Consider the following 22,198-nt stretch of genomic DNA (forward strand, 5'->3'; position numbering starts at 1 on the left):
GTCAAAAGATGACCGGGATCGCAGTACTGCCCGAGCCCGTACCGGAGGCCGTACGCGCCGCCGTCGGGACGCAGCCGGCGCCCGAACAGGCGCAGGCTCTGGTCTGGCTGGGCGAGCCGGAAGGGCTGGCCGGGGCACTCCAGTGGATGCCCGCCGTCCGCTGGGTGCAACTGCCCTGGGCAGGGGTCGAGGAGTTCCTGCCACTGATGCGGGCCGGCGTCACCTGGACCTCGGCCGCCGGTGTGCTCGCGGAGCCCGTGGCGGAGCACGCGCTGATGCTGGCCATGGTGGCACTGCGGTCGGCCGACCGCTCGGTGCGCGCAGGCCGCTGGCTGCCGCAGCCGCCGCGCAGCCTGTACGACGCCGAGGTGCTGATCGTGGGCGGCGGCGCGGTGACCCGGGCGCTGCTGCGGCTGCTGACGCCGCTTCGGGCCAGGGTCACGGTCGTGCGCCGCAGCCCGGTGCCCGTGGAGGGCGCGTACCGGGTGCTCGGGACCGACGAACTCGCCGACGCTGCGGCCGAGGCCGATGTCGTGGTGCTGACGGCCGCGCTGACGCCGCAGACCCGGGGAATGATCGCCGAACCGGTGCTCCGGCGGATGAGGCCCGGGGCGTGCCTGGTCAACGTGGCCCGCGGCGGCCTGGTGAACACCGCCGACCTGGTCCGGGCACTGACCGAGGGGTGGATCGCCGCCGCCGCGCTCGACGTCACTGAGCCGGCGCCGCTGCCCGGGAGCCACCCGCTGTGGTCGCTGGAGAACTGCTTCCTCACCGCCCACTGCGCGGGCGAACTCCCGTACGCCTGGCCTGCCTTCGCCGAGCTGGTCCGCGAGAACGCCGGGCGCTTCCGACAGGGGCTCCCGCTGCGCAACACCGTCGCCCCGGCCCTGGGGTACTGACGCCTGTTCGGGAGGGCCCGACGGCCCTCCCGAACAGGTCATCGGCCACGCGGCCGGGAGACGGTCAGCAGGACGATGGTGATCAGGCAGCCGACCGCGGGCAGCGCAAGGGCGAACCGGAGTGGAAGCGCGGAGAGCGCGAGACCGCTGACAGCGAAGCCCGTACCGCCACCGCTGAACAGCCAGCCGAACCCCTCCGCGCGGCGGCTCTCGGGGATGACCTTCTCCACCGCGTGGGACTGGATGGTGTTGAGCGGCGCCGTGCACACACCGGCCACGATCAGTGCCGCCACTAGGGCCCCCCAGGACCCAACCTGGCCGATCAGGACCGTCATCGCGCCCAGCACCGCGACCAGCAGAGAGGCCCTCAGGTACGGGCCGCCCCGCAGACGGTCGGCCGCCGCGGCGTACGCGAGGCCGGCCAGCGCGCTCGAGACCGCCAGCAGCGCGACGATACCGCCGCCGCCGAACGCGCCGCCGTGCAGGTCCTGGGAGAGCGGCAGCGCCGCCGTCTCGATCGCGCCCAGGGTGTTGCTGAAGACGAAGCCCACCGCGATCCAGGCGACGAACGCCGGGGACCACAGTCGCTCCCGGCCCGCCGCGGCCGCCGTACTGTCCGCGGCGGCCGCCTTGGGAGCAGGCCGCGCGGTGCCGCGGCCGAAGGCCAGCATCAGCACCAGCACGGCGCCGGCCGCCACCTGGACCGCGATGCCGCCGCTCCAGCCGAACAGGAAGAGCGCGGCACTGGCGATCAGCGGAGCCGTGATCACCAGCAGCTCCACCATCGTCGACCTGACCGCCAACGCCTGCTCCACCAGCCGCTCGGGCACCGCCCTGTTGAGCAGCGTCCGGGTCAGTCCGGTCAGGCCGGCGTAGCCGGACCCGGCGACTGCGCAGAGCACGCAGAGCACCGGCAGCGGCGCGTGGGCGAGCGCCCCCGCCAGGACGCCGGCGAGGCCGAGCGCGATGAGCGAGGCCGAGAGCACCGGGACCCTGCGGCCGCTGGTCCGGTCCGCGTAGCGGCCGGCGAGCCCGGAGGCCACCACGTTGGACAGCGACAGCGAGGCGACCAGCACGCCGCCGTCCTTGGCCGCCCCGGCGACGCCGCCGGCCAGACCGGCGAACGCGATCGGGGCCATCATCACGGGCAGGTTGAGCAGTTGGACCAGCAGCGTCCAGGACCAGTACGGGCGGTGCGTCAGCAGCTCCCGCAGCGGCCGTGCGACCGGCGCCTGCGCGGTCGACGTGTCAGCGGTCATCGTCCCCACCTCTCCACGCGCGCGCCCAGCCTGTCCAGACCCTGCGTCAGCTCGGCGGACGGGCCGCCGAAGCCGATCCTGATCCGGTCCGGATGGCCGAAGGCGCCGCCGGGCACGACCAGCACCCCGTCCTGCGCCTCCAGTTCGTGGCAGAAGGCCGTGGTGTCCGGGATGCCCGCCAGGCCCGGAAAGCCCGTCACTCCTCCCAGCGGCGCCGGCAGCTCCACCAGCCCGGGGTGCTCGGCCGCCCAGTCCAGCAGCAGCCGCCGGTTGGCGGTGGCCAGTTGGCGGCGCGGGGCGAGTACCTTGTCCGCCTGCTCCAGCACCGCCGAGCCCAGGTGCTCGGAGAGCGGCGAGGTGCTGATGGTCACGTAGTCGCGCAGCCGCACCATCTCCGGGATCAGCGCGGGCGGGGCGACACACCAGCCGACCCGCAGGCCCGGCAGGCCGTACGCCTTGGAGAGCGTGGAGAAGGACAGCGCCCGCTCCAGCCGCCCGGACGGCTCGGGCAGCGCCTCGCCCTCGTACGCCAGCTCCGCGAACGAGCCGTCCCAGAGCAGGTGGCACCCGTGCCGGTCGACCAGGGCCAGCAGTTCCTCGTACTGCTCCCGGGTGAGCGTCGTGCCGGTCGGGTTGTGCGGGAAGTTGACCACGATGGCCCGGGTACGGGGCGTCAGGACGGCCCGCAGCAGGTCAAGGTCGGGGCGGAACCCGTCCTCGGCGCGCAGTTCCCAGGTACGCAGGCGGGCGCCCAGCGCCTCGGCGATGGAGGAGAGCGACTGGTAGACCGGCCGGAGCGTCACCACCTCGTCCCCGGGGCGCAGCAGGGCCGCCAGAACCAGGAAGAGGCTCTCGCTGGCTCCGTGCGTACACACGACCTGGTCCGCCAGCCCCGGCGCGTACCGGGCGGCGACCGCCGCGCGCAGCCGGTCGCTGCCCACCGACGGGCTGTCGCGGAAGGCGATCTCGTCCAGTTCGGCGGTCCCGATGCCCAGTTCCGCGCGCAGGTCACCGAGGGTGCCCGGGGCCAGGCCGGAGCTGGAGATGTCGTACTGAGCCGAGAAGTACCGGTGGCGCAGCCAGTCCTCGAGCAGTGCCGGGGCGATGTCGTGAAGTGCCACCCGGGTTCAGCCGATCACTCGGGTGCCGGCGTCGGCGCGGTCCGGCCGGGTGCGACGGAGGTCGCCGACCACGTTGACGCGCTTGAGCCAGCGGTCCTGACCGTCGTAGCGGGGGCGGAAGGACCGGCGGCCGTGCACCACGTTGCGGTTGTCGACGAAGCCGACGTCGCCCGGGTCCAGGACCAGCTCGTACAGCTGCCCGTCGAGGTGGGCGATGATCCAGCGCAGCGCGTCGGCAGCCTCGGCGTCGTCGTCCTGGGCGATGGTGAAGTCGCGGTCCAACCGGAGTACGGGGGCCTGGGGGTGGCCTGCGAGCACGGCCACCCGCTGGGGGTCCTTCAGCCGCTCGGCGAGGCGCTCGAAGGCGTCCGCGTTGCCCTGGCCCTGGTCGGTGTTGTTGGCGGGGTCGTGCGAGGAGTCGGGCAGGATGATGAAGCGGGGCTGGACCAGCACCCGGGCCACCGCGTCGGGCACCTGCGCGAGGTCCACTCCGGCGACGGTGGTGGGGATGCGCTCGGGCGCGCTCAGGCAGTACAGGCCGACGTAGTCGGCCCGGGAGGGCGAGAAGGCGTCCTCGGTGTGCCAGCCCAGCTCCTGCTCGCTGCAGGAGCTGACCAGGCTGTCCTCGTACCCCGGGATGGGCAGCACGTCGGTGACCAGGCGGCCGTCCTGCTGGGTGGCCCAGGCGATCAGGTCACCGAGCAACACGGCGTACAGCGCGAGCAGGATGCCGTGCACCCGGCTGCCGGGCGTGTCGGCGACCCGCCAGTGCATCGGGGTGGGTTCGAGGGCGCCGCCGTCCACCCGGTTGCCAGTGATGACGAGGGCGTGCAGCCGGTCGTCCAGCCGGGCACGGTTCACGGCCTCGCGCAGCCCTCGGGGCAGCTCGGCGGCGATGACCGGCGCGTCCCGCACGAAGGCGGGGTCCTCCGCGCTGCCGTACCGCGCCAGGCACTGCTCAGCCAGCGCAAGGGCCTGCGCCGCTTCCTCGGCGGAGAGCGCGTAGGAGAACACAGGCGTCGTGTTGGTGCCGGCCGTTGCGCGCGGTATCTCGGAAACACTGCTGGTCATCGCTGCCTGTCCTCGTCCCGGTGTGCTGTGCGGGGCGCGGGTCACTCGACCCGCGCCGACGTTTCGTCCATGCGGCACCGTGCCCCACGGGACTATCGGCGGCGTGTCGCGTGTATATCGCCGTCGATCCGGACGGGTTCCCGGCCGTCCCGCGCCGGGCGCGGTCGTGACGCGATGACAGGACGTGGCAGCCGTTCGCCCGGCCGCTGGTGCGCGAGGATCAGGCTGTCGGCGGCCCGCGGGCCCCCCACACGGCAGAGGCGGCTGACGGCCTCCACTCTGGCCAGGATCTCGGCACGGTTGTCCGCGGGCTCCTCCGCCAGCGCCCGTTCCCGGGCGAACAGCCAGGCCAGGCGGTGCATCCGGTGGGAGCAGGCGACTCCGCGGCTGCGTACCGGCTCCAGCAGGTGGGCGTCAACCAGCTGGGTCAGCGGGGCCTCCGCCTCCTCGGGCTCGATGCCGAGCAGGGCAGCGGCGGTCCACAACGGCCGGTCCCCCGCTTCCAGCAGGCCGAGCCGGCGGAAGAGTTTCGCCGCCAGGGAGGGCAGTCGGCGGTACGTGGGCATCAGCGCGCCCGCCAGACTCGACTCCCCGGCGCTGAGCTCCCTCAGCCGCCGCGGCTCCTCGGCCAGCCGTCCGATCAGGGCGTCAGGGCTCAGCCCTCCGGTGCGCAGCCGCGCCGCGGCGATGCTGAGCGCAAGGGGATGTCCGCCGCACAGGTCGGCAATCCGGGCCAGATCGGCCCGGGCCGGACCCGTCGCGCCCGAGCCGAGGAGGGCGCCCAGCATCGTGGTCGCACCGTCGCCGTCCAGGGGCCGGAGCCCGAGCACTCCCGCACCGTCGACCAGCAGGCCGTGCAGCGGGTATCGGCTGGTGACCAGGGTGCGGCAGGTCGGGGAGCCGGGGAGCAGGGGCCGCACCTGCTCCGAGCCCTCCGCGTTGTCCAGGACGAGGAGCACGCGCCAGTTGGCGATCACGCTGCGGAAGAGCGCCGACCGCTCCTGCAGCTGGCCCGGAATCCGTTCGGGCGGAACACCGAGCGCCCGCAGGAAGCCTCCGAGGACCGTCGAGGCGGTCATCTCCCGGCCGCCGGCCCGGTCGTGCCCCAGCAGGTCGACGTAGAGCTGGCCGTCCGGGAAATCCCCTGCGGCGTGCTGGGCCCAGTGCACGGCCAACGCCGTCTTGCCCACCCCCGCGAGGCCGGTGACGACCAGACAGGACGGGCCGTCCAACGCCGTCATCGAGCGGGTCAGCCAGCCGAGTTCGGCCTCACGCCCCGCCAGGTCCGGCGGGGCGGCAGGCAGCTGACGCGGCACCGGGGTGTGCGCGCCCGGTGCCGGGCGGTCGGCCGGACCTGGCCGCAGGGCGGACAGGCGCTCGGGGGCGACCGCCGGGGCGTCGCAGCGGGGCGGCGCCACCGGACGCTCCTCGAGGATCATCTTGTTGAGCTCGCGAAGCCTGGGGCTGGTGCCGGTGCCGAGCTCCCGGGAGAGGAGCTCGTCGGTCTCCATGTAGACGCGCAGCGCGTCCGATTGACGGCCCATGCCGTAGAGCGCGAGCATGTGCAGCCCGCGCAGCTCCTCGTCGTTCGGCTTGGCACCAATCCTCGCGGGCAGTTCGTCGAGCAGATCCTGATAGAGCCCTAGCCCGGCCCGCAGCCGGCCGGCCTCGACGAAGACCGACCGCTGCCACTCCTCCAGGTACTCGGCCTCGCCGCGCAGGGCGTGCTCGTGCACGTTGCTGAGCGGCGCACCGCGGAAGAGCCCGAGCCCGGAGACGTAGGCGTCCACCGCCTCCTCGTGCCGCCCCTGGGCACGGGCCGCCCGTGCCTGCGCGACCCGTGCCTCCGCCACCGAGAGATCGGTGTCGCACGCCTCCGGCAGCAGGACGTGGTACCCCGAACCCGAGCGGAGGACATCGGCCCTGCCGGCGCCCAGATAGGCCCGCAGGTTGTACATGACGATGAGGACCTGGTTGTTGACCGTGCTGGGGAGGTCATCCCCCCAGATGGCTTGCAGCATCCGTTCCCTGCTGACATGCCGTCCCCGGTTGAACGCGAGCAAAGCGAGCGCGGTCCGCTCGCGCTGCTTGGTGAGCGGCACATCGATACCGTCGACCACCAGCTCCACCGGCCCGAGCAGGTCGACACGGCGCATCGTCACGATGGTTGGGCTCCCGTCTTGGACATTGGGCATTCGAGAAACGGATCCGGACCTAATGACGGGCCAGCCACTCCAGCTTTGTGGTCACGATCAGGATTTCTCAGCCGGCAGCCAAACATCGTGGGCGACTTGATGTCAACCAGTGCGGTCCGCAATGGACCATGCCTCAGCGCAGGGATGCTGCCGAATTCCGAGCACTGTGTGATCACACAGTATCAGGAGGGAACAGATTCCTGAGCGACCGTCAAATCACTCAGTGCGGACTTCCGTTGCCTGTCGTACCGTCCGGCAGCCAAGAGAACCGTGGGGGCCGATCAACAGAGGCCGCCCACGAGAGTCCGCCCTGCACATACGACCACAGAGCCGTACCCGACAGCCAGGAGACGATCACTTTTCATTCGCGGATCCGACACTTCTTCACCTCCGGCCACAGGGACACGAATTTCCGAACGAAAACCACCCCGCGCATCCCGGAGCCCTGCGGAGCAAGTGCGTCAGCCCTTCGCGAAAGGCCATTGATCGAGAGAAATACACGGAGATATGTGAAGTCTCATCAATAACGCATTGCCCAAAACACGGACGTTGAAGTTCAGCCTCGGTCAGGCCCCAGGGGCGTTTCAAAGTCGCGGTGATCATGTGAGTCTGCAGGTACGACAGACGGCCGCGGGAGTGCAGTACCGGCAGAAGGGCCGCCGCGCTGGCGACACGATGCCGGGCTCCCCGCTGCTGGCTCGCGCACTCGCGGCGGCAGCCCAGCCGGACGCTCCGTCCCGTAACTGATCAGCGGCGGTCGACTCCGACATGCATCATCACTCCCCTGCTGGCCATGTGACTTGACGTCAGCTCGCACAGTAGCCACGTCGGCCGCTCGGTGATCCTCAGTCGGGGAAAGGATCAGGCCACAGTGGTGCTCTCTTCAGCATCGGCGAACCGGCGACCTGCTCGGCCTCGGATCTTGCGCCGGTAGAAGCTCCGGTACGTGCGGACCGAGGGGCCGTCAGCCGCTGACCACAGGTCCTTGGCCACAGGCCGCCTCCACCGCAGGACAGCCACGTCGGATGCGGCGTTGCGCCGCACCAGGCGCCGCAGGAATGCCGGATCGCGGACGACGCCTGGGGGCAGGTGCTCATGGAGTTCCCGGTCGTAGGACTGCGTTTTCGGGCGCCGCGTCATGGCTGCTGCCCTTTCGCGGGGACCGAACGGTCGTCGTGCTGCGGCACTGCCGGGGCGGGCAGGGGAACACGTTCGGCCGGTGGGTGGCAGGTGTAGGAATCAGGGTCGAATCGGCTCAGCCGGCGGACGAGTTGCCCGGTGGACCAGGGCCAGGCGAAGGTGTTCCGCCCGCTGGGGCTGAAGTAGTAGCTGGTGCAGCCGCCGGAGTTGTACACCGTGCGCTGCAACGCCTCCTGCACAGCCGTGTTGTGCGCGGCCTGGGCGGCCGGCCGGACGTCCACGGCGTGGTGGCCGCCGACCTGGTCGAGGTGGGCCATGGCGGCGGTGAGATAGGCCAGTTGGGCTTCGAGAACGGTGATCGCGGAGGTGGAGCCGCCGAGCAGGTTGGGGCCGAGGAGCAGGAAGAGGTTGGGGAAGCCGCTGACGGTGGTACCCAGATACGCCTGGGCTTCGCCGTCCCAGGCCTCGTGCAGTGTCCGGCCGTCTCTGCCATGCAGGTTCTGGGCCAGCGGCGGCTCGCCGATGCGGAAGCCGGTGGCGGTGATGAGGACGTCGGCCTGGGCCGCGGTGCCGTCGGCGCCGACGACCTCGTTCCCGCGGACGGCCGTCACGGCGGTGGGATGGAGGTGGACGTGCGGCTGGGTCAGGGCGCGGTAGAAGGTGCTGGAGGTCAGGAGGCGCTTGCAGCCCAGCCGGTAGTCCGGTGTGAGTGCCTGGCGCAGCTGCCGGTCACGGACGGCGAGTCGCAGGTGGGCACGGGCGCCCGCTTCGAGGAGGCGGGCGAGCCGCGGGTGGCGGAAGGCGTAGTTGAAGCCCTCTTGCAGCGTGTACTGACCGGCGCGCAGGCCGCTGCGGGCGCCGGGCAGGCGGTCCAGGTACCGGTTGACGGCTGCGGGTACCGGCAGGGCGGGCTTGGGCAGGACCCACTGGGCGGTGCGCTGGAAGAGGTGCACGGCCGCTGCCCGGTCCGCGATGGCCGGGACGAGTTGGACGGCGGAGGCGCCGGTGCCCACGACGGCGACGCGGCGCCCGGCCAGGTCGACGCCGTGGTCCCACTGCGCGGTGTGGATCACGGGCCCGGTGAACTCCTCGATCCCGGGGACGTCGAGGTGGCGCGGGACGTGCCACGGCCCGGTGGCCAGGACCAGGACAGCGGCGCTGTACGGTCCGTCGCTGGTGTCCAGCAGCCAGCGCCCGGCCGCCGGATCCCACCGGGCTCCGCGTACGTGCACTCCGCACCGGAGGACATCACCGAGGCCGTACTGCTCGGCCGTCGTCCGCAGATAGGCGTGGATCTCCCGCTGTCCGGCGAAGACCCTGCTCCACGCGGTGTCCGGGGTGAACGAGTAGCTGTAGAGCGTCGAGGGCACGTCACAGGCGCAGCCCGGGTAGGTGTTCTCCCTCCACGTGCCGCCGAGTTGCGGCGCCTTCTCCAGAAGCACCACGTCGCGGAACCCCGCCTGGCGCAGCCGGATGGCGGCGCCGATCCCGGAGAACCCCGCCCCGACGACCACGACGCGCACATCCCTGCTCCCGGGCCGCGTGGCCTGCGCCGGGATCACAGCACTGGTCCAGCCAGGCCGGCGGCGGTGTGCACGGCCTGCACGGCCTGCTCGGCCGGAATGCCCAGCGACGCGGGCATGGTTCGACCTGTTGCGTTCACTGCGGTTAAGGGGGCCTCGTGCAGCATCAGCGCCTTCTTCTTTCCATTGCTTCCGGTAGTTGCCGCTGCTCGGCGAGTCACCCTGCCCGGCCGCCGGCTACCGGGACGTTCGGGTCCAACCGGGCCTACCCCGGCCCCAGCTCCTTGCACGGATCCGGCCCATGCCGACTCCAGGCCCTGTTTCACCGTCAGGTAGCCCACCCCGTCGTTGCGCCGCAAAGCGCGGTGGGACAGGCCCGAACGGGCATCACGGCGGATCCCCGCATACAGATCGACATCGGACTTCGGCAGCACCCAGGACCCCTCGTCGTGCACAGCACAACCAGAATCCCGAACCAAGCACCTGGATGCTCTCGAAACTCGGCGACATCACTCTTCCGTGGCGCGGGGTGCTCTCGCGCCGAGCAAGAGGTGTTCTCGGTACTGACCTACGAACCAACACCGGCATCGACAACTGGCGGGCAGTCGTGGCGCACTCAGCCCACCAGACCTACAGTGCGCCGTCGCCGGCCGTCTTCCAGAAGAGCGCCAGCAAGGCGGAGGAGGAGGCGATCCGGCAGGAAGACGGCGTCGGCGATGATCATGGCGCCGGAGAAGACCGGCAGCCCCAGGAGGATCGCGATCCCCAGGTGCATGCTGAGCAGGAGGGCCAAGGTGACGTACTTGAGCCTGCTGAACAGGGCGAACGGGAAGGCCACCTGAACAAGCACGGTCAGGTAGGCGCTGACCGCGAGGATGAGACTGTGGTCGTCGGCCAGTTGGGAGAGTTCCGGCCAGGGCCGGAAGAGGTCGAGGTGCAGGACGTAGTGCAGCGCGGTGCCGTCGCGCCATAGGCCGCCCTGCACCTTGTAGAGGCCGGCGGAGCCGTAGAGCAGGCAGACCTGGGCCGCGATGACGAACATGCCGCAGTTGTGGACGAGCGTGGCCAGCCGGCTGCGGACGAGGGCGGCCTGCTGCCGCCACTCGGACAGTGCCCCGGGGTGGGTCGCACCCCTGCGCAGCCGTGCCCGACGGGCGTCGAGGGACCAGTGGCGTCCGCAGGCCGTGAGCGTGAGGTAGAGGGCCATCAGCACGATGAGGTTGTCCCCGCCGTCCATCATGAAGACGGCCCGGCCGTCGAACGAGGTCACCACGACGGCGAACAGCACGGAGACCGCCCTGGTGTGCCACCCGAGCGCGAACAACGCGGACGTCAGGACGGCCAACGCGTAGCAGGCCTCGAACCAGGTGCCGCTGTCCGAGAGCGTGAGAAGACTGAACTCTCCCGTCTGGCCGAGGAGTTCGCGCGCCAGGTCGGGAGTCCACGGTGAGCCCGGGCCCCAGATCTCCTCGCGGTGGGTGAACTCACGCAGCAGGAAAGCGAGATAGAGCAACCCATAGCCCATCCGCAGCACAGCTGCCGCGTGGAGCGAGACGGCCCGCTCGGTGAGGAAGGCGAGCGCCCTGGTGACCGGGTCGGGCCTGCGGTCAGTGGTCATGGGACTTCACCTGCCACCACGGGAGATACCTGGTGTCGGAGGAAGCGCCACTGGGGGTCGGGGCGGCGGGTGCTGTCGATGCCGGGGGTGTGATCGGCGTACTGACGACGCGCAACTGGACTGCGCCGAAGGCGGGGTGCGCGCCGGCGGCAAGGCGTTGGGCCGCGATGTTCGCCACGTACTCCTGGAGCATCAGCGCCCGCTCCGACACTGGAGTCCGGCCGGTTCCCTGGGTGTCGAGGTAGGCGGACAACGCCCGGCGCAGCATGTTCTGCGCCGTGTGGCTGGGGAAGGGCGAGTGCAGGACGGCGGCGTCGTCGATCGCTGTCAGGTCGAGCCACTCGCCGACCCGCCGCGAGCCGTCGGGAGCCGTCGTAGCCGTCCGGGCCGAGATCTGCCAGCGCACCGACTCCGGATTCGGGGCGAAGAGCTGCCAGTTCTGCTCGAAGTAGGGGTAGATCCAGGCGTCGGTCTGCCGTTGGTACCGCTGGGAGACCGCGTTGGACGGTGCGACGTGCAGGAACACCAGGCAGACATGGCCGATGACCGCCAGGACGCAGAGGACGGTCGCGAAGGCCACGGTCAGCGCGGCCGGAAGCGACAGGGCCGGAGGCGCTGCTCCCGTGCCGCCCACCTGCTCCGGCATCCTCCGGGCCTGGGGAGCGGTGAGGCTGCTCACCGGCGGACGTCCGTTCTCCGCGCAGTCCTGGTCGACGTCGGTCATCGTTTTCTCTTGGTCAGCTCGCACCTCGTGCCATCCCGTCTGCTTTCTCACCGTGCCGAACGACTGATGTCCCCGCGCCAACCGCCCACGCGGGGACATCAGTCCAGGTGTGCCGTGCGGTCAGGATCCGGTCAGCGCGCGTCGGCGGACGACGAGGAAGCCGATACCGGTCAACGAGAGTCCGACGAGGATGCCGCCGATCGTGATCTCGGTCGCACTCGGTCCCTGCGCGGCACCACCGACACCAGTGCCCACGCCGCCGACCGGAGGACGGCCACCGGAGCCTCCACCCGACGCGGCTCCGCCGGTCGTCCCAGCCGTCGTACCACCGGTGGCCCCTCCTGTCGTACCGGCCGTCGTACCGGCCGTGGTGCCGGACGTGGTGCCCGACGTCGTACCGCCCGTGGTCCCCGCGGTGGTGCCGGACGTCGTACCGCCAGTGGTGCCACCTGACGTACCGGCAGTGGTCCCAGCGGTGGTGCCGGACGTGGTGCCGGAGGTCGTCCCGCCCGTCGAGCAGGTCTCCCTCGTGATGGTGTTGGTGTCCAGGGTGACCGACCCGTTCCGCGCGAGCGCGCGGCCGTCGATGGTCGCCCCGGTGGTGGCGGAGATCGACGTCAGCGCCAGGATGTTGCCCACGAAGGTGGAGTTGGTCCCGATCGTGGCGGAGCTGCCGATCTTCCAGAAGACGTTGCACGGCGCGGCACCGTTGACCAGCAGCACCCGGCTCGCGGAGGCCGTTGTCAGCGTGGACCCGACCTGGAAGATCCAGACCGCGTTGGGGTCCCCGTGGGCGTCGAGCGTGAGGCTGCCGGTGAGTCCGATGGACGAGGAGGCGGTGTAGACGCCCGGATTCAGCGTCCGGCCGCCGAGGTCGCCCGAGACGCTGGCGTCGGAGGCCTGGCCGGCCGCGTTGTTGTACGCGACGGTCAGATCGGTCTGCGCCTGCAGGGCAACGGCGTCGGCCGCGTGGATGACGCCGTTCACCGTGCCCGGGGGAAAGCCGGTCACCGAGGTCCCCGGACTCACCCCGACATCGCCGGTGATGGTGCTGGGCCCGGTGTTCGTGACGGACTGGCCGGCCAGGACGGCGAAGCTGGCCGCCGTTCCGAGGGGTACGGCGACCCCGATGGCGTGAGCGGGGGTCGGCAGCACCGCCATCCCCGCAGCAGTGAGGGCCAGCGTGAGGGCCGTGGAAACCCGGGCGGCAAATCCGCGCCCGTGAGGCGCAGCTAAGGTCTTCGAGTTCATTGAGGCGCCAAGCTCCTTCAAGAGGGTCCGACGGAAGGGAGTGCAATCGATCGCAGAGTTCGAGCTCTCATCCCCGGGGCTGCACAAGGAGATGGAGAAGCAGACTCTGTCCCAACCCTGCCCTCTTGAAGAGAGTTCGTATACAAATACAATAGGAGCACCTCGGCTCCACCTCCACCATGCCGCCCCGCGCATCCGGGTGATTGACGCAGGACTGCCAGGCCTCACCCCGCACGATCATGACACCCGGTCAGACGATCCCGGCGACACCGACGCCGGGATCCGCACCCCGATACACACAATCACTCATTCAGTCCGGTGGCGGCTGGCAAGGAGCGCCGGTCCGATGAAACGATGAACGAATCTCACAGCGACCCGCGCTGTCAGCCCGAGTCCAGCAAAGGAGGCGGCAGTGCACGGGTTCAGACGACCTCGGCCGGCCGTCATCGTCGCCGTCCTGGTCCTGGTCATCGGCGTATGGCTCCTCCAGGACGGCCGCCGGACGGAACTCCCGCCCCAGCCGACAGCCGCCCAGGCATCGGCCGGGAACGGCGGCCACGGCGCCCCACCCGACACGAAGTCCGCGCCCCCTGGCATGAGCGCTTCACCGCCGACCCGGATCCGCATCCGCGCCATCCGGGTCGAGGCACGGGTCATCCCCATCACACTGGACACCGCCGGGCACCTCCAGCCACCCCCGCCGGACGACGACAACGTCGTCGGCTGGTACCAAGGCGGCGTGACACCGGGCCAGAACGGCAACGCGGTCATGGCGGGCCACGTCGACAACAAGCACGGGCTCTCCGTCTTCTACAGCCTGGGCCGCCTGCACCCGGGAGCCGAGGTCGAGATCGAGCGAAAGGACCGCACCACCGCCGTCTTCACCATCGACGCCGTCGAGGTCTACCCCAAGGACCACTACCCGGACGACAAGGTCTACGGAGCGACGAGCCGATCGGAGCTTCGACTGATCACCTGCGGCGGCCACTTCTCCAAGAAGACCGGCTACCTGGGCAACGTGGTCGCGTACGCCCACCTGACGCGCACCAAGCAGGCATGAATCTCGGTGGCTGGTTGACCTGACCCATTGTTCGACAATTTAGTGGACGGCACGTCAGGCAAACCTAGAATCAACGCAATTCACTCGAAAGAATGTGGAGTGACCTGCTACAGCGCACGAGAGGGCTTTCGGTCAATTAACTGCTCCATGCGGACAGTTGCCGGACCGTCGAGCCGGATGCTGCGCTGCTGATCCGGTAGCCGGTCGATTCGAGCCGTTGGGGGATGTGTGTACCAGTGTCATCGGGCGCTGCTCGGCGAGCGCGTGTGGAGCGAGATCTGCCTGCTGGCCCCGGGAAGGGCGGTGCCCGCGAAAAAGGTGCTGCTGGAGCAGGGGAAGCGCGGGGTCCAGGTACTGGTGCTGACCGCCGGTTCCGTGGCCATCGTCCGTGAGGACGATCGCGGCCGGCGCACCCTGCTCGCCGTTCGCGGCCCGGGCGAACTGCTCGGTGAGCAGTCGGTGCTGGGCGGCGGCGAGCGCAGCGCCAACGTCATCGCCATCGAGCCGTCGGTGCTCCACACCGTGCCTGCCTATGCGTTCGACGCATTCGTCAAGGCGAACGACCTGCTGCCGCTGTTCCTGCGGCACGCGTTCAGCAGAGTGAGTCAGGGCGACGAGATCCAGCAGGAGCTGGCGGCGGCCGAGGTCCCGGTCCGGCTGGCCGCGGCACTGCTGCGCCTGGCCGCACCCGCCGGCGAGGACGTGCCGACGCCCGTGACCGTGCGGCTGAACCAGGACGAACTGGCCCAGCTGATCGGCGTCCACCGGAACACCGTGGTGCAGAACCTGGCCCCGTGGCGCAACGCCGGCTGGGTGCGGTCCGCCCCCGGCGGCGGCCTGGTGCTGCACAACCTCCGGGCACTGCGGGAGATCCTCGCCTTCTCCTGAGACCCACGTCACACGGCGCTGCCCAATTCTGGGCAGCGGCCGCTCCCGGTCGGGGACATCCTGATGCCCGCCGCCCCGACCGGGGCGCGCAACGGCAGGAGAGGAAGACCGGCGTGGAAGAGTTGCAGACCGAGGACCCCAGGGACGTCCCGGGCTACGAGGCGGTGCTTGCGCTCGACATCAGGGGCTACAGCAAGGCCGCGTCCCACCTGATGTCGCAGATGCGCACGAACCTGGACGCCATGGTCGAAGTGGCCATGGCCGACAGCGGCTTGGCCGAGGAGTGGCAGCAGCGCAAGTACTGGGGCGACCGAGGCGACGGCTTCCTGCTGGCGATGCCGGTGCAGCGGCTCTGGCGTCTGGTCGACCCGCTGCCGGAGAAGCTGGAGACGGCGCTGGCCGATTACGACGCGCACCGCCAGGCCGCCGACCCGGAGATCCGGGTGCGGATGAGCGTCCACGTCGGCCCGCTGCCCTCGGACTACCACGGCGACCCGATGAACGACGCCTGCCGGTTGCTGGACAGCGATGCCGCGAAGGCGGCCATGGAGCAGGCGAAGAAGCTCGACACGTTCCTGGCGCTGATCATCTCGGACGCCGTCTTCCACGCGGTGGTCCGGGCGAAGCGGACGCTTCGGCTGACGGCGGACGACTTCCTGCGGGTGCGGGCGGAGGTCGACGACAAGTTCGCGGAGCTGGCCTGGGTGCACGTCCCGCGACGCAGGCCGAAGGACCTCGTCGGGCTGGAGGCTCCGGCGCCGGTCGAGCCGGTGGTCCGGTCGTCGGTCGAGGCCGTGGCGCCGATCGACCGGTCGGCACCCAAGTACCACTTCGGGCAGGCGGGCAGCGTCATTCCCGAGTCCACCGGAACAGTCAACGTCTACCAGGACGGCCAGCGGCCCTGAGGAGGATCATGTACGAGGAGTACGAACCCGCACCCGGCGGAGGGTTCCGGGTCGCCGCCCCGGAACAGGTGGAACCGAAGGACGTAGAGCAGGAGTTCGAACCGCCGGAGGTGCCGGAGCGCGAGCAGCCCGCCGCCTCCGTCCACGTCAAGGAGCTGGGGGTCCTTGTCGCCGAGCCCTCGGGCCCCGTCACCATCCATCCGGTGCGGCGGGTGCTGGATCAGCTGGAGTCCCACCCCGTCGACCGGAAGGCGATCCGCTCGGATGCCTCCTACTGCGAGGCCCCGGAGTGGACCGCCGCAGAGCTCCGGATGGAACAGATCCTCAAGACCTCGGCGCTGATGCTGGTGGTGGCGCCGCGCGGTTCCGGGGCCACCACGTTCTGCCAGCGGCAACTGGCCCTGCACACCCCGTCGGACGTCGAGATCAAGGTGACCGAGGTCGACTGGGACCGGCCGACCATCGGAAAGCTCCCGACCGAGAAGAACCGCGCCTACCTGCTCGACCTCCAGGACCAGGAGTGCGACCGGCTCGAACAGCCCTTCCTGACCGGCCTGCAGAAGTACGGCGAGGACTTGGCCGAGGTCGGCTCCTTCCTGGTCATGACGATCACTCCGGAGCTGTGGGCCGATCTGACGGGCTATCGGCTCGGCAAGCTGGAGGTGGTCCGGCTCACCGGCCTGCCGGACGCGGTCGCGGTACTGAGGCAGCACCTGAGAGCCGAGCGGCGAGACGAGCTGATCCGGTACACGGAAGGCGCCGCGATCCAGGACGCGCTCCGGACGGCTCTGCCGGTCCGCGCGGTCCGGCTGGCCGGCGAACTGATCGAGCTGGCCGACCGCCTGCGGCGGCGGGCGGTGGAGGAGGGCCTCGACGAGGGCACCGTCACGGCCCGGATCGAGGCCGAGTTCGGGCAGTTGGCCGTCGGCTGGGAGGCGGAGCTCGACCAGCGGTTCGGCGATCCGCTGCCGTCGGGCTCCGCCAACGGCCAAACCGCCGCAGCGGTGCCGTTCAAACCGGAGGAGCGCTACCTCGCCATGGCGCTGGCGCTGCGGGGCTCGGCACCGGCCTCGAAGGTGCAGGGCGATGCCGACCGGCTGGCTGCGGCGATCGGCGGCGAGTCGGAGGAGGGGCGCGGGACCAAGCGCTCGCCCGACCTCCGGCAGGTCTTCGCCCGAGCGGGACTGCGCTCGCAGCTCGCGGCCATCGGCGCGCGGGTCGAGCTCACCGGCCGGGCGGAGTTCACCAGTCCCGGCTACGGGCAGGCCATGCTCCCGCACGTCTGGGGGCAGTACGACGACCGGATCCGCAAGTGCCTGATCCGCTGGATGGTCTCCTGCGTGGGAACGCGCGGCGAGGCGGCCGACGATCCGGTGGTCCGCACCATGATCCAGCTGATCGCCTCGTTCCAGGACGCCTCGAAGCTGCAGGACGTCAAGGAGCGCGGGATGGCGGTGGGGCGCCCCGACATCGTGGTGGCGGTGATGGTGGCCGCCGCCCGGGACGAGAGCCTCAGGAAGCGGGCCCGGCAACTGCTCTACGACTGGGCCACGGCGCCGGACAACAAACTCCTGGTCGTCGAGGTCTGCCGAGAGCTGGTCGAGGATCAGCCGGGGCCGGCGCTCACCCGGCTGCGCCGGGTCGCCGACAGCGGTGGCGCCGAGGCGCTGGCGAAGGTCCTCGAAGTCTTCCAGGAGATCGCCCAGGACCCGGAGCTCACCGACTGGCTGGCCCGAGCGGCGCAGGGCTGGCCCCGACAGGCCGACGGCGCTGCAACACCCGCCGCGAACCTGGCGACGCTCGCCCTACTGGGCGTCGTGCGGGACGACGTGCCGTGGGCCTCGGCGGAGTCCCGCTCGGAAGCTGAACTGGCCAGATCGCTCGGAGACCTGCTCACGGACTTCGAGCGCTACCCGAAGGTGGCGCAGACGATCTGCTGGTGGGTCCTGAAGAGCCCGCGAGGCGAAGTCCGGGATCGCGCGCTGAACGCGTTGCGCGCCGCCTTCCGAGGCCACAGCGGCCTCAATGCCCTCTTCGCGCTGCTGGTAATGCTGGGCGACATCCGTGATCCGGACGGCGGCAGCCCGGCGGACCGGCTGCGTGCGGCCGTGATCGAGGACGAGCCCGAACTGGCGGCTCTCATCTCACCGTTGGAGGTGTCGGCGGATGAGGTTCCGGTTTCGCCGTGAGCCCGAGCGGATGCGCTGCGACTACCCGGAGCATCGGCGGCTGCCGAGCAACCTGTCGACCGCCACGTTCGTGGCGATCTTCTCGGCCTCCTGGCAGCCCAGCCGTTCCGCGGTGCCGTACGAGGGGCAGAAGGCGGCGATCGCGCTGGGCCTCCGGGAGATCGCGAAAGGCGCCACCGGGCTGTGGGCCCCAGAGGACGTGGCGCCCGCCCAGGACGCGGCCAACGCGGCGCTGGGCGTACCGGTGGACCGGCCGGAGCTGGGCGTCCGCGGGCTGACCGGCACGGTGCGGCTCTGGCTCACCGAGGAGGCCGCGGCAGCGGCCCGGCAGCACCGGGCGGACCATGCGCGGGTCGCCCGGCTGCGCTTCCTCAAGGCGCACCTGTACAACGATCCGGAGCTTTTGCTGCTGGACCACCTCGAACGACGACCCCAGGACGTGCGGGACGCCGGCATCGTCAAGGAGTTCCAGAAGGTCGCACGGAGCATCAGGGTCGGCGGGGAGATCTGGTACCCGCTGCTGGAGGCGCTGGAGGAGATGTCGACCAAGGGGGCGATCGCGGACGCGGACATCTACGCCATGAGGGTCGTGCTCAAGGTGCTCCGGGAGGCGATGCCAGAACTGATCGACCGCCACGGCCTGGGAGCACAAGCCGAGTTGCTGCTCGACGGGTTCGGCGAGGAGCCTGACCAGGGATGAGGAACGGACGGCGGATCGAATGATCCGCCGCCGCCCTTCAGCCGTTCATCCGGCGAGCAGATCGACGTTGCCGTCGAACTGCCAGAGCGGGTTCGGCACCGTCTTTCCCCCACTGATGATCAGGAAGTAGCCGTTCACCTCCACCGGGCCGTCTCCGTCGGCGGTGTACCGCCCGTTCGCGCTGACATCGAGCTGGTAGATGGCCTGGGCGGTGGCGTTGTAACCGGGGACGGTCCAGGAGACCGTGCAGCGCCAGTCGTTGCCCGATCCCTCCTGTGCGCCGAGTCCTTCGCTCTTGTCACAGGCCGCGGAGGTCTGAAGTTGCGCTTCGGTGACCGGTGGCTGGCGCGTCTGCGCTTGCTGGAGCCGGTAGAGGTGGGCGAAGGCCGTGGCCACCGACTGCTGCACCTTGGCCTGGTCGATGCCGGAACCGTCCGTCCCGGTCGTCACCGCGAAAGCACCGACCGTCGCGACCAGCAGGCCGACCAGCGGGAGGACGCCCAGGGTCAGCACCCTGCGTCCGGCGCCGTCGTTGTTGAGATTGGTGAAGTCCCGGCGGAGGAAGAGCAGGTAGGCCAGTGCCGTCGCGACGACCGCCCACACCAGACTGACCCCGACGCCGATCAGCAGGGGCCCGAGTTGCCGGGGATCGGCGAAAAGGCCGTTCCAGGAGATGAAGGCGTAACCGGGCAGTGCCAGGCGCACCGGGACCGGTAGCGGCAGCATCTGCGCCACCTGCATCCCGAGGGCGGCGAGCATGGGCAGGAGCAGGCCCATCGGGGATCGGCCCAGGGCGACGGACCCGAGCAGCCCGATGGCCGCCAGGGCGAGCGTCGGCGCCAGCACGCAGACCCAGGCCAGCAGGACGTTTCCGGCCGCGTCGCCGCCGGAGAGCTGGTGGCTGTCCAGCCCGACCAGCGGCTGGTTCCCCTCCGCGAGCAGTCCGCCGAACGCGCTGGAGACGGCCAGGCCTGCGACCAGCAGCCCGATCACGGTGACGCTGGCGATCGCCTTGGCCGCGAAGATCCGCCGGTGCGAGCGGACCGCGACGATCAGATGGCGCCAGGTGCCCAGCCGGTCCTCGGAGGCGAACACGTCACCGGCGACCATGGACGTGACCAGCGGCAGCGCCCACGTGCCGGCGACGCCGAGCACCACCAGCGACCCGGCCCAGCCGGTGGCGTGCATCCACCGGCCGAAGAGGGTGTCCGACGGAAGGGTGCTCTGCTGGTCGATGGCGAAGACCAGCAGGCCCGGTCCGAGCCAGCACAGCCCGATCAGCAGGCGCACCCGCCAGGCGGAGAACTGCTTGACCAACTCGAAGCGGAGGATCCGGGCCACCGGGACCGGGCGCGCTGTCCCGGCCTCAGCCCGGGCGGCGGGGGCTGGGGCGTCAGCGACGGTCGTGGTCATCGGTCGGCCTCCTGCTCGGTCAGGGCGAGGAACGCGGCTTCCAGCGCTGAGACGACGGGCGCCAACTCACGCACCGCGATGTCGTCCCGCACCATTCGGGCCACGAGTTGATCCACGGCTGCCACCCGTGCGCGGACGACGATCACGTCGGTGTCCGGTCGCGCGGGGGCGTCGTAGCCGTCGACGATGCGGATACCGGGCGTTGCGGCCGCGACCGCGCGAGCGGCGGACGGGTCCGACGCGCGCAGCCGGTAGTCGAGTTCGCGGCTGTCGTCAGAGAGCTTCGACACCGGTCCGGAGAAGACCACGCGTCCGGCGGCCAGGATGGTGACCTCGGAACAGAGCGCCTCCAGATCGTCCATCCGATGGCTGGACATCACGACCGTGACGCCTTCGGCGGCCAACCGGTTGAGCACACCGTGCACGTGCTTCTTGCCGACCGGGTCCAGGCCGTTGGACGGCTCGTCGAGCACCAGCAGCCGCGGCTTGGTCAGCAGCGCCGCGGCCAGCCCCAGCCGCTGGCGCATGCCCAGGGAGAAGCCGCGGACCTTGGCGTCGGCGGCGTCGGCGAGCCCGACCTGCGCCAAGGCCTCCTCGACACCCATGGCGGGCGCGTCATCAGGGCGCAGCGCGACGAGCGTTGCAAGGTTCTGCTTCGCGGTGAGAGTGGGGTAGAGGCCGGGCCCGTCGACGAACCCGGAGACACCGTCGGGCGCGGCCGGCGTGCGTCCCACCGCAGTGCCGAGGATCTCCAGACTCCCTTCGTCGGCGACAGCCAGGCCCAGCAACAGGCCGAGGAGCGTGGTCTTGCCGGCGCCGTTCGGGCCGACCAGGCCGTGGATCTGACCCTGCGTCATGCTCACATCGATGTGGTCGAGGGCGACGACATCACCGAAGACTTTGGTGATGCCGCGGCCTCTCACCGCGATTGGTGCGTCCATACATCCATCCCTCAACTGGCGCTCGGTACCGGGTGGTGCACCGCAGTGCACCACCCGGCGGCTAACTCGTCCGACGCGTCCGACTCGTCAGGCTCAGCTGACGTTCAGCGCGGTGTCGTCGACCACGAACGACGTCTGGTACTCGAAGTCCTCGGCACCGGTGAACTTCAGCGTCACCTGCTGGCCGGCATAAGCGCCGAGGTTGAAGGTGTGCTGCGCGTATCCGGTGTTGTGGTTGAGGTTGGAGTAGGTGGCCAGGGTGCCCAGGACGGTGCCGGAGCTGTTGAGCACCTGCACCTTGAGGGTGTCGTAGGCGGTGGTGGTCGAGGTCTCGGCCGTGTTGACGTGCAGCCAGAAGCTGAAGTTGTAGTTGCTGCAGCCGCTGGGCAGGGTGACGGTCTGGGCCAGGGTGTCGGTGGTGGCCTTGCCCCAGCCGTCGAGCCAGGCGTCCCAGGTGCCGCTGTGCGGCGGTTCGGAGGTGCTCTTGCTGATCACCGAGACGGGGCTGTGCGTCGAGGTGACGGTCCACGGCGCGGGGCTGGAACTGCCGTTCTCGAAGCCCGCGTTGCCCAGCAGCTGCTGCGCCTGGCAGCCCGTGCCGGTGGGGGTGGCCGTCGCCTCGTTGCTCGCCGCCCCCTCGCCCACGCCGTTCACCGCGGTGACGGTGTAGTAGTAGGCCTGACCGGCGGTCAGGCCGGTGTCCGTGCACGAGGTCACCGCGCCCAGGCCGCTGCAGCCGCCGCCGGTCAGCAGCGTCTCGCCGCCGCTGGCGGTACCGCGGTACACCTTGTACGAAGTGACGTTCTCTCCACCGGTGTTGGCCGGCGGCGTCCAGCTCAGCGTGGCCTGCCCGGTTCCGGCTGTCGCCGTCAGGCCGGTGGGCGCGCCCGGTACCGTCGCGGCGATCGGTGAGGCTGTGATGGTCACCGTCGAGGATGCGGAGTTGGCCGGCGAGGCGCTGTCGGTGACGGTCAGCGTCGCGGTGTAGGTGCCCGCGGTGCTGTAGGTGTGGCTCGGGTTCTGGGTCGAACTGCTGGTCCCGTCACCGAAGTTCCAGCTGTAGTTGTACGCCGGGGTGCCACCGGTGCCGGTGCCGGTGAAGGCGACGCTCAGCGGCACCTGACCGGAGGTCGGGGTGGCCGAGGCGCCGGCCGCCAGCGGGTTGCCGACGGCGCTGACCGTGGTCGTCACCTGCGACGTCGCGGTGTTGGCCGGCGAGGCGCTGTCGGTGACGGTCAGCGTCGCGGTGTAGGTGCCCGCGGTGCTGTAGGTGTGGCTCGGGTTCTGGGTCGAACTGCTGG

18 protein-coding genes are annotated in these 22,198 nt (G+C 70.7%); 6 read left to right on the top strand and 12 right to left on the bottom strand.

Annotated features, from left to right (window positions below; translation table 11 throughout):
- The first annotated feature begins 8 nt into the window (after nt 1-8).
- On the top strand, nt 9-899 hold the full coding sequence (locus P3T37_RS27915) for an NAD(P)-dependent oxidoreductase (RefSeq protein ID WP_280726666.1): 891 nt from the start codon (nt 9-11) through the stop codon (nt 897-899).
- Nucleotides 900-937: 38 nt separating this feature from the next.
- Here P3T37_RS27915 and P3T37_RS27920 read toward each other — a convergent pair whose 3' ends face one another.
- The 9 genes from P3T37_RS27920 to P3T37_RS27960 all read right to left on the bottom strand — a co-directional run bounded on the left by P3T37_RS27920 (nt 938) and on the right by P3T37_RS27960 (nt 12,801).
- Nucleotides 938-2,158 carry an MFS transporter gene (locus tag P3T37_RS27920; RefSeq protein ID WP_280726667.1) on the bottom strand — a complete coding sequence of 407 codons (1,221 nt, stop codon included), beginning with the start codon at nt 2,156-2,158 and terminating at the stop codon, nt 938-940.
- The gene (gene vioD / locus P3T37_RS27925) at nt 2,155-3,279 is read right to left on the bottom strand and encodes a capreomycidine synthase (protein ID WP_280726668.1); all 1,125 of its coding nucleotides are present in this window, start codon (nt 3,277-3,279) and stop codon (nt 2,155-2,157) included. The genes P3T37_RS27920 and vioD overlap by 4 nt, the downstream gene beginning before the upstream one ends.
- 6 nt (nt 3,280-3,285) lie before the next feature.
- Nucleotides 3,286-4,350, bottom strand: coding sequence for an arginine beta-hydroxylase, Fe(II)/alpha-ketoglutarate-dependent (gene vioC, locus P3T37_RS27930; protein WP_280726669.1), 1,065 nt, complete (start codon nt 4,348-4,350; stop codon nt 3,286-3,288).
- A gap of 92 nt (nt 4,351-4,442) precedes the next feature.
- Nucleotides 4,443-6,506 (bottom strand): BTAD domain-containing putative transcriptional regulator, encoded by a 2,064-nt coding sequence (locus P3T37_RS27935; protein ID WP_280726670.1) that lies wholly within the window; start codon nt 6,504-6,506, stop codon nt 4,443-4,445.
- A gap of 1,175 nt (nt 6,507-7,681) precedes the next feature.
- On the bottom strand, nt 7,682-9,208 hold the full coding sequence (locus P3T37_RS27940) for an NAD(P)/FAD-dependent oxidoreductase (protein ID WP_280726671.1): 1,527 nt from the start codon (nt 9,206-9,208) through the stop codon (nt 7,682-7,684).
- Nucleotides 9,209-9,243: 35 nt separating this feature from the next.
- Nucleotides 9,244-9,642, bottom strand: coding sequence for a hypothetical protein (locus tag P3T37_RS27945; protein WP_280726672.1), 399 nt, complete (start codon nt 9,640-9,642; stop codon nt 9,244-9,246).
- 182 nt (nt 9,643-9,824) lie between these two features.
- Nucleotides 9,825-10,826 (bottom strand): HTTM domain-containing protein, encoded by a 1,002-nt coding sequence (locus P3T37_RS27950; RefSeq protein ID WP_280726673.1) that lies wholly within the window; start codon nt 10,824-10,826, stop codon nt 9,825-9,827.
- Complete coding sequence (locus tag P3T37_RS27955; RefSeq protein ID WP_280726674.1) at nt 10,816-11,550, bottom strand: DUF5819 family protein; 735 nt, start codon at nt 11,548-11,550, stop codon at nt 10,816-10,818. Before P3T37_RS27955 ends, P3T37_RS27950 begins: the two co-directional genes overlap by 11 nt.
- A gap of 120 nt (nt 11,551-11,670) precedes the next feature.
- A complete protein-coding gene (locus P3T37_RS27960; RefSeq protein WP_280726675.1) occupies nt 11,671-12,801 on the bottom strand; it encodes an ice-binding family protein in 1,131 nt (376 codons plus the stop codon).
- Nucleotides 12,802-13,213: 412 nt separating this feature from the next.
- Here P3T37_RS27960 and P3T37_RS27965 point away from each other — a divergent pair, with 412 nt between their 5' ends.
- From P3T37_RS27965 to P3T37_RS27985, 5 genes are all read left to right on the top strand, one after another.
- Nucleotides 13,214-13,861 (top strand): class F sortase, encoded by a 648-nt coding sequence (locus tag P3T37_RS27965; RefSeq protein ID WP_280726676.1) that lies wholly within the window; start codon nt 13,214-13,216, stop codon nt 13,859-13,861.
- 228 nt (nt 13,862-14,089) lie between these two features.
- The gene (locus P3T37_RS27970) at nt 14,090-14,749 is read left to right on the top strand and encodes a Crp/Fnr family transcriptional regulator (protein ID WP_280726677.1); all 660 of its coding nucleotides are present in this window, start codon (nt 14,090-14,092) and stop codon (nt 14,747-14,749) included.
- Nucleotides 14,750-14,862: 113 nt separating this feature from the next.
- Nucleotides 14,863-15,654 (top strand): hypothetical protein, encoded by a 792-nt coding sequence (locus P3T37_RS27975; RefSeq protein ID WP_280726678.1) that lies wholly within the window; start codon nt 14,863-14,865, stop codon nt 15,652-15,654.
- Between the two features lie 8 nt (nt 15,655-15,662).
- The gene (locus P3T37_RS27980; protein ID WP_280726679.1) at nt 15,663-17,843 is read left to right on the top strand and encodes a hypothetical protein; all 2,181 of its coding nucleotides are present in this window, start codon (nt 15,663-15,665) and stop codon (nt 17,841-17,843) included.
- A complete protein-coding gene (locus P3T37_RS27985; protein WP_280726680.1) occupies nt 17,821-18,543 on the top strand; it encodes a hypothetical protein in 723 nt (240 codons plus the stop codon). The genes P3T37_RS27980 and P3T37_RS27985 overlap by 23 nt, the downstream gene beginning before the upstream one ends.
- A gap of 45 nt (nt 18,544-18,588) precedes the next feature.
- Here the strand turns inward: P3T37_RS27985 and P3T37_RS27990 are convergent, their stop codons facing one another.
- The 3 genes from P3T37_RS27990 to P3T37_RS28000 form a co-directional block, all read right to left on the bottom strand.
- Nucleotides 18,589-19,956 (bottom strand): ABC transporter permease, encoded by a 1,368-nt coding sequence (locus P3T37_RS27990; RefSeq protein ID WP_280726681.1) that lies wholly within the window; start codon nt 19,954-19,956, stop codon nt 18,589-18,591.
- Nucleotides 19,953-20,897: an ABC transporter ATP-binding protein gene (locus P3T37_RS27995; RefSeq protein WP_280726682.1), complete on the bottom strand. Its 945-nt coding sequence runs from the start codon at nt 20,895-20,897 to the stop codon at nt 19,953-19,955. The genes P3T37_RS27990 and P3T37_RS27995 overlap by 4 nt, the downstream gene beginning before the upstream one ends.
- 93 nt (nt 20,898-20,990) lie before the next feature.
- A partial coding sequence (locus P3T37_RS28000; RefSeq protein ID WP_280726683.1) for a PKD domain-containing protein occupies nt 20,991-22,198 on the bottom strand: 1,208 nt, incomplete at its 5' end.

Origin of the sequence: Kitasatospora sp. MAA4, from assembly GCF_029893355.1 — a bacterium.
Lineage (GTDB): Bacteria > Actinomycetota > Actinomycetes > Streptomycetales > Streptomycetaceae > Kitasatospora.

What these genes read in the sequence shown, in the direction of transcription:
- P3T37_RS27915 (WP_280726666.1), top strand. Translation starts at nt 9, where the DNA reads ATGACCGGGATCGCAGTACTGCCCGAGCCCGTACCGGAGGCCGTACGC.
- P3T37_RS27920 (WP_280726667.1), bottom strand. Translation starts at nt 2,158, where the DNA reads ATGACCGCTGACACGTCGACCGCGCAGGCGCCGGTCGCACGGCCGCTG.
- vioC (WP_280726669.1), bottom strand. Translation starts at nt 4,350, where the DNA reads ATGACCAGCAGTGTTTCCGAGATACCGCGCGCAACGGCCGGCACCAAC.
- P3T37_RS27935 (WP_280726670.1), bottom strand. Translation starts at nt 6,506, where the DNA reads ATGCGCCGTGTCGACCTGCTCGGGCCGGTGGAGCTGGTGGTCGACGGT.
- P3T37_RS27950 (WP_280726673.1), bottom strand. Translation starts at nt 10,826, where the DNA reads ATGACCACTGACCGCAGGCCCGACCCGGTCACCAGGGCGCTCGCCTTC.
- P3T37_RS27955 (WP_280726674.1), bottom strand. Translation starts at nt 11,550, where the DNA reads ATGACCGACGTCGACCAGGACTGCGCGGAGAACGGACGTCCGCCGGTG.
- P3T37_RS27960 (WP_280726675.1), bottom strand. Translation starts at nt 12,801, where the DNA reads ATGAACTCGAAGACCTTAGCTGCGCCTCACGGGCGCGGATTTGCCGCC.
- P3T37_RS27980 (WP_280726679.1), top strand. Translation starts at nt 15,663, where the DNA reads ATGTACGAGGAGTACGAACCCGCACCCGGCGGAGGGTTCCGGGTCGCC.
- P3T37_RS27985 (WP_280726680.1), top strand. Translation starts at nt 17,821, where the DNA reads ATGAGGTTCCGGTTTCGCCGTGAGCCCGAGCGGATGCGCTGCGACTAC.
- P3T37_RS27990 (WP_280726681.1), bottom strand. Translation starts at nt 19,956, where the DNA reads ATGACCACGACCGTCGCTGACGCCCCAGCCCCCGCCGCCCGGGCTGAG.
- P3T37_RS27995 (WP_280726682.1), bottom strand. Translation starts at nt 20,897, where the DNA reads ATGGACGCACCAATCGCGGTGAGAGGCCGCGGCATCACCAAAGTCTTC.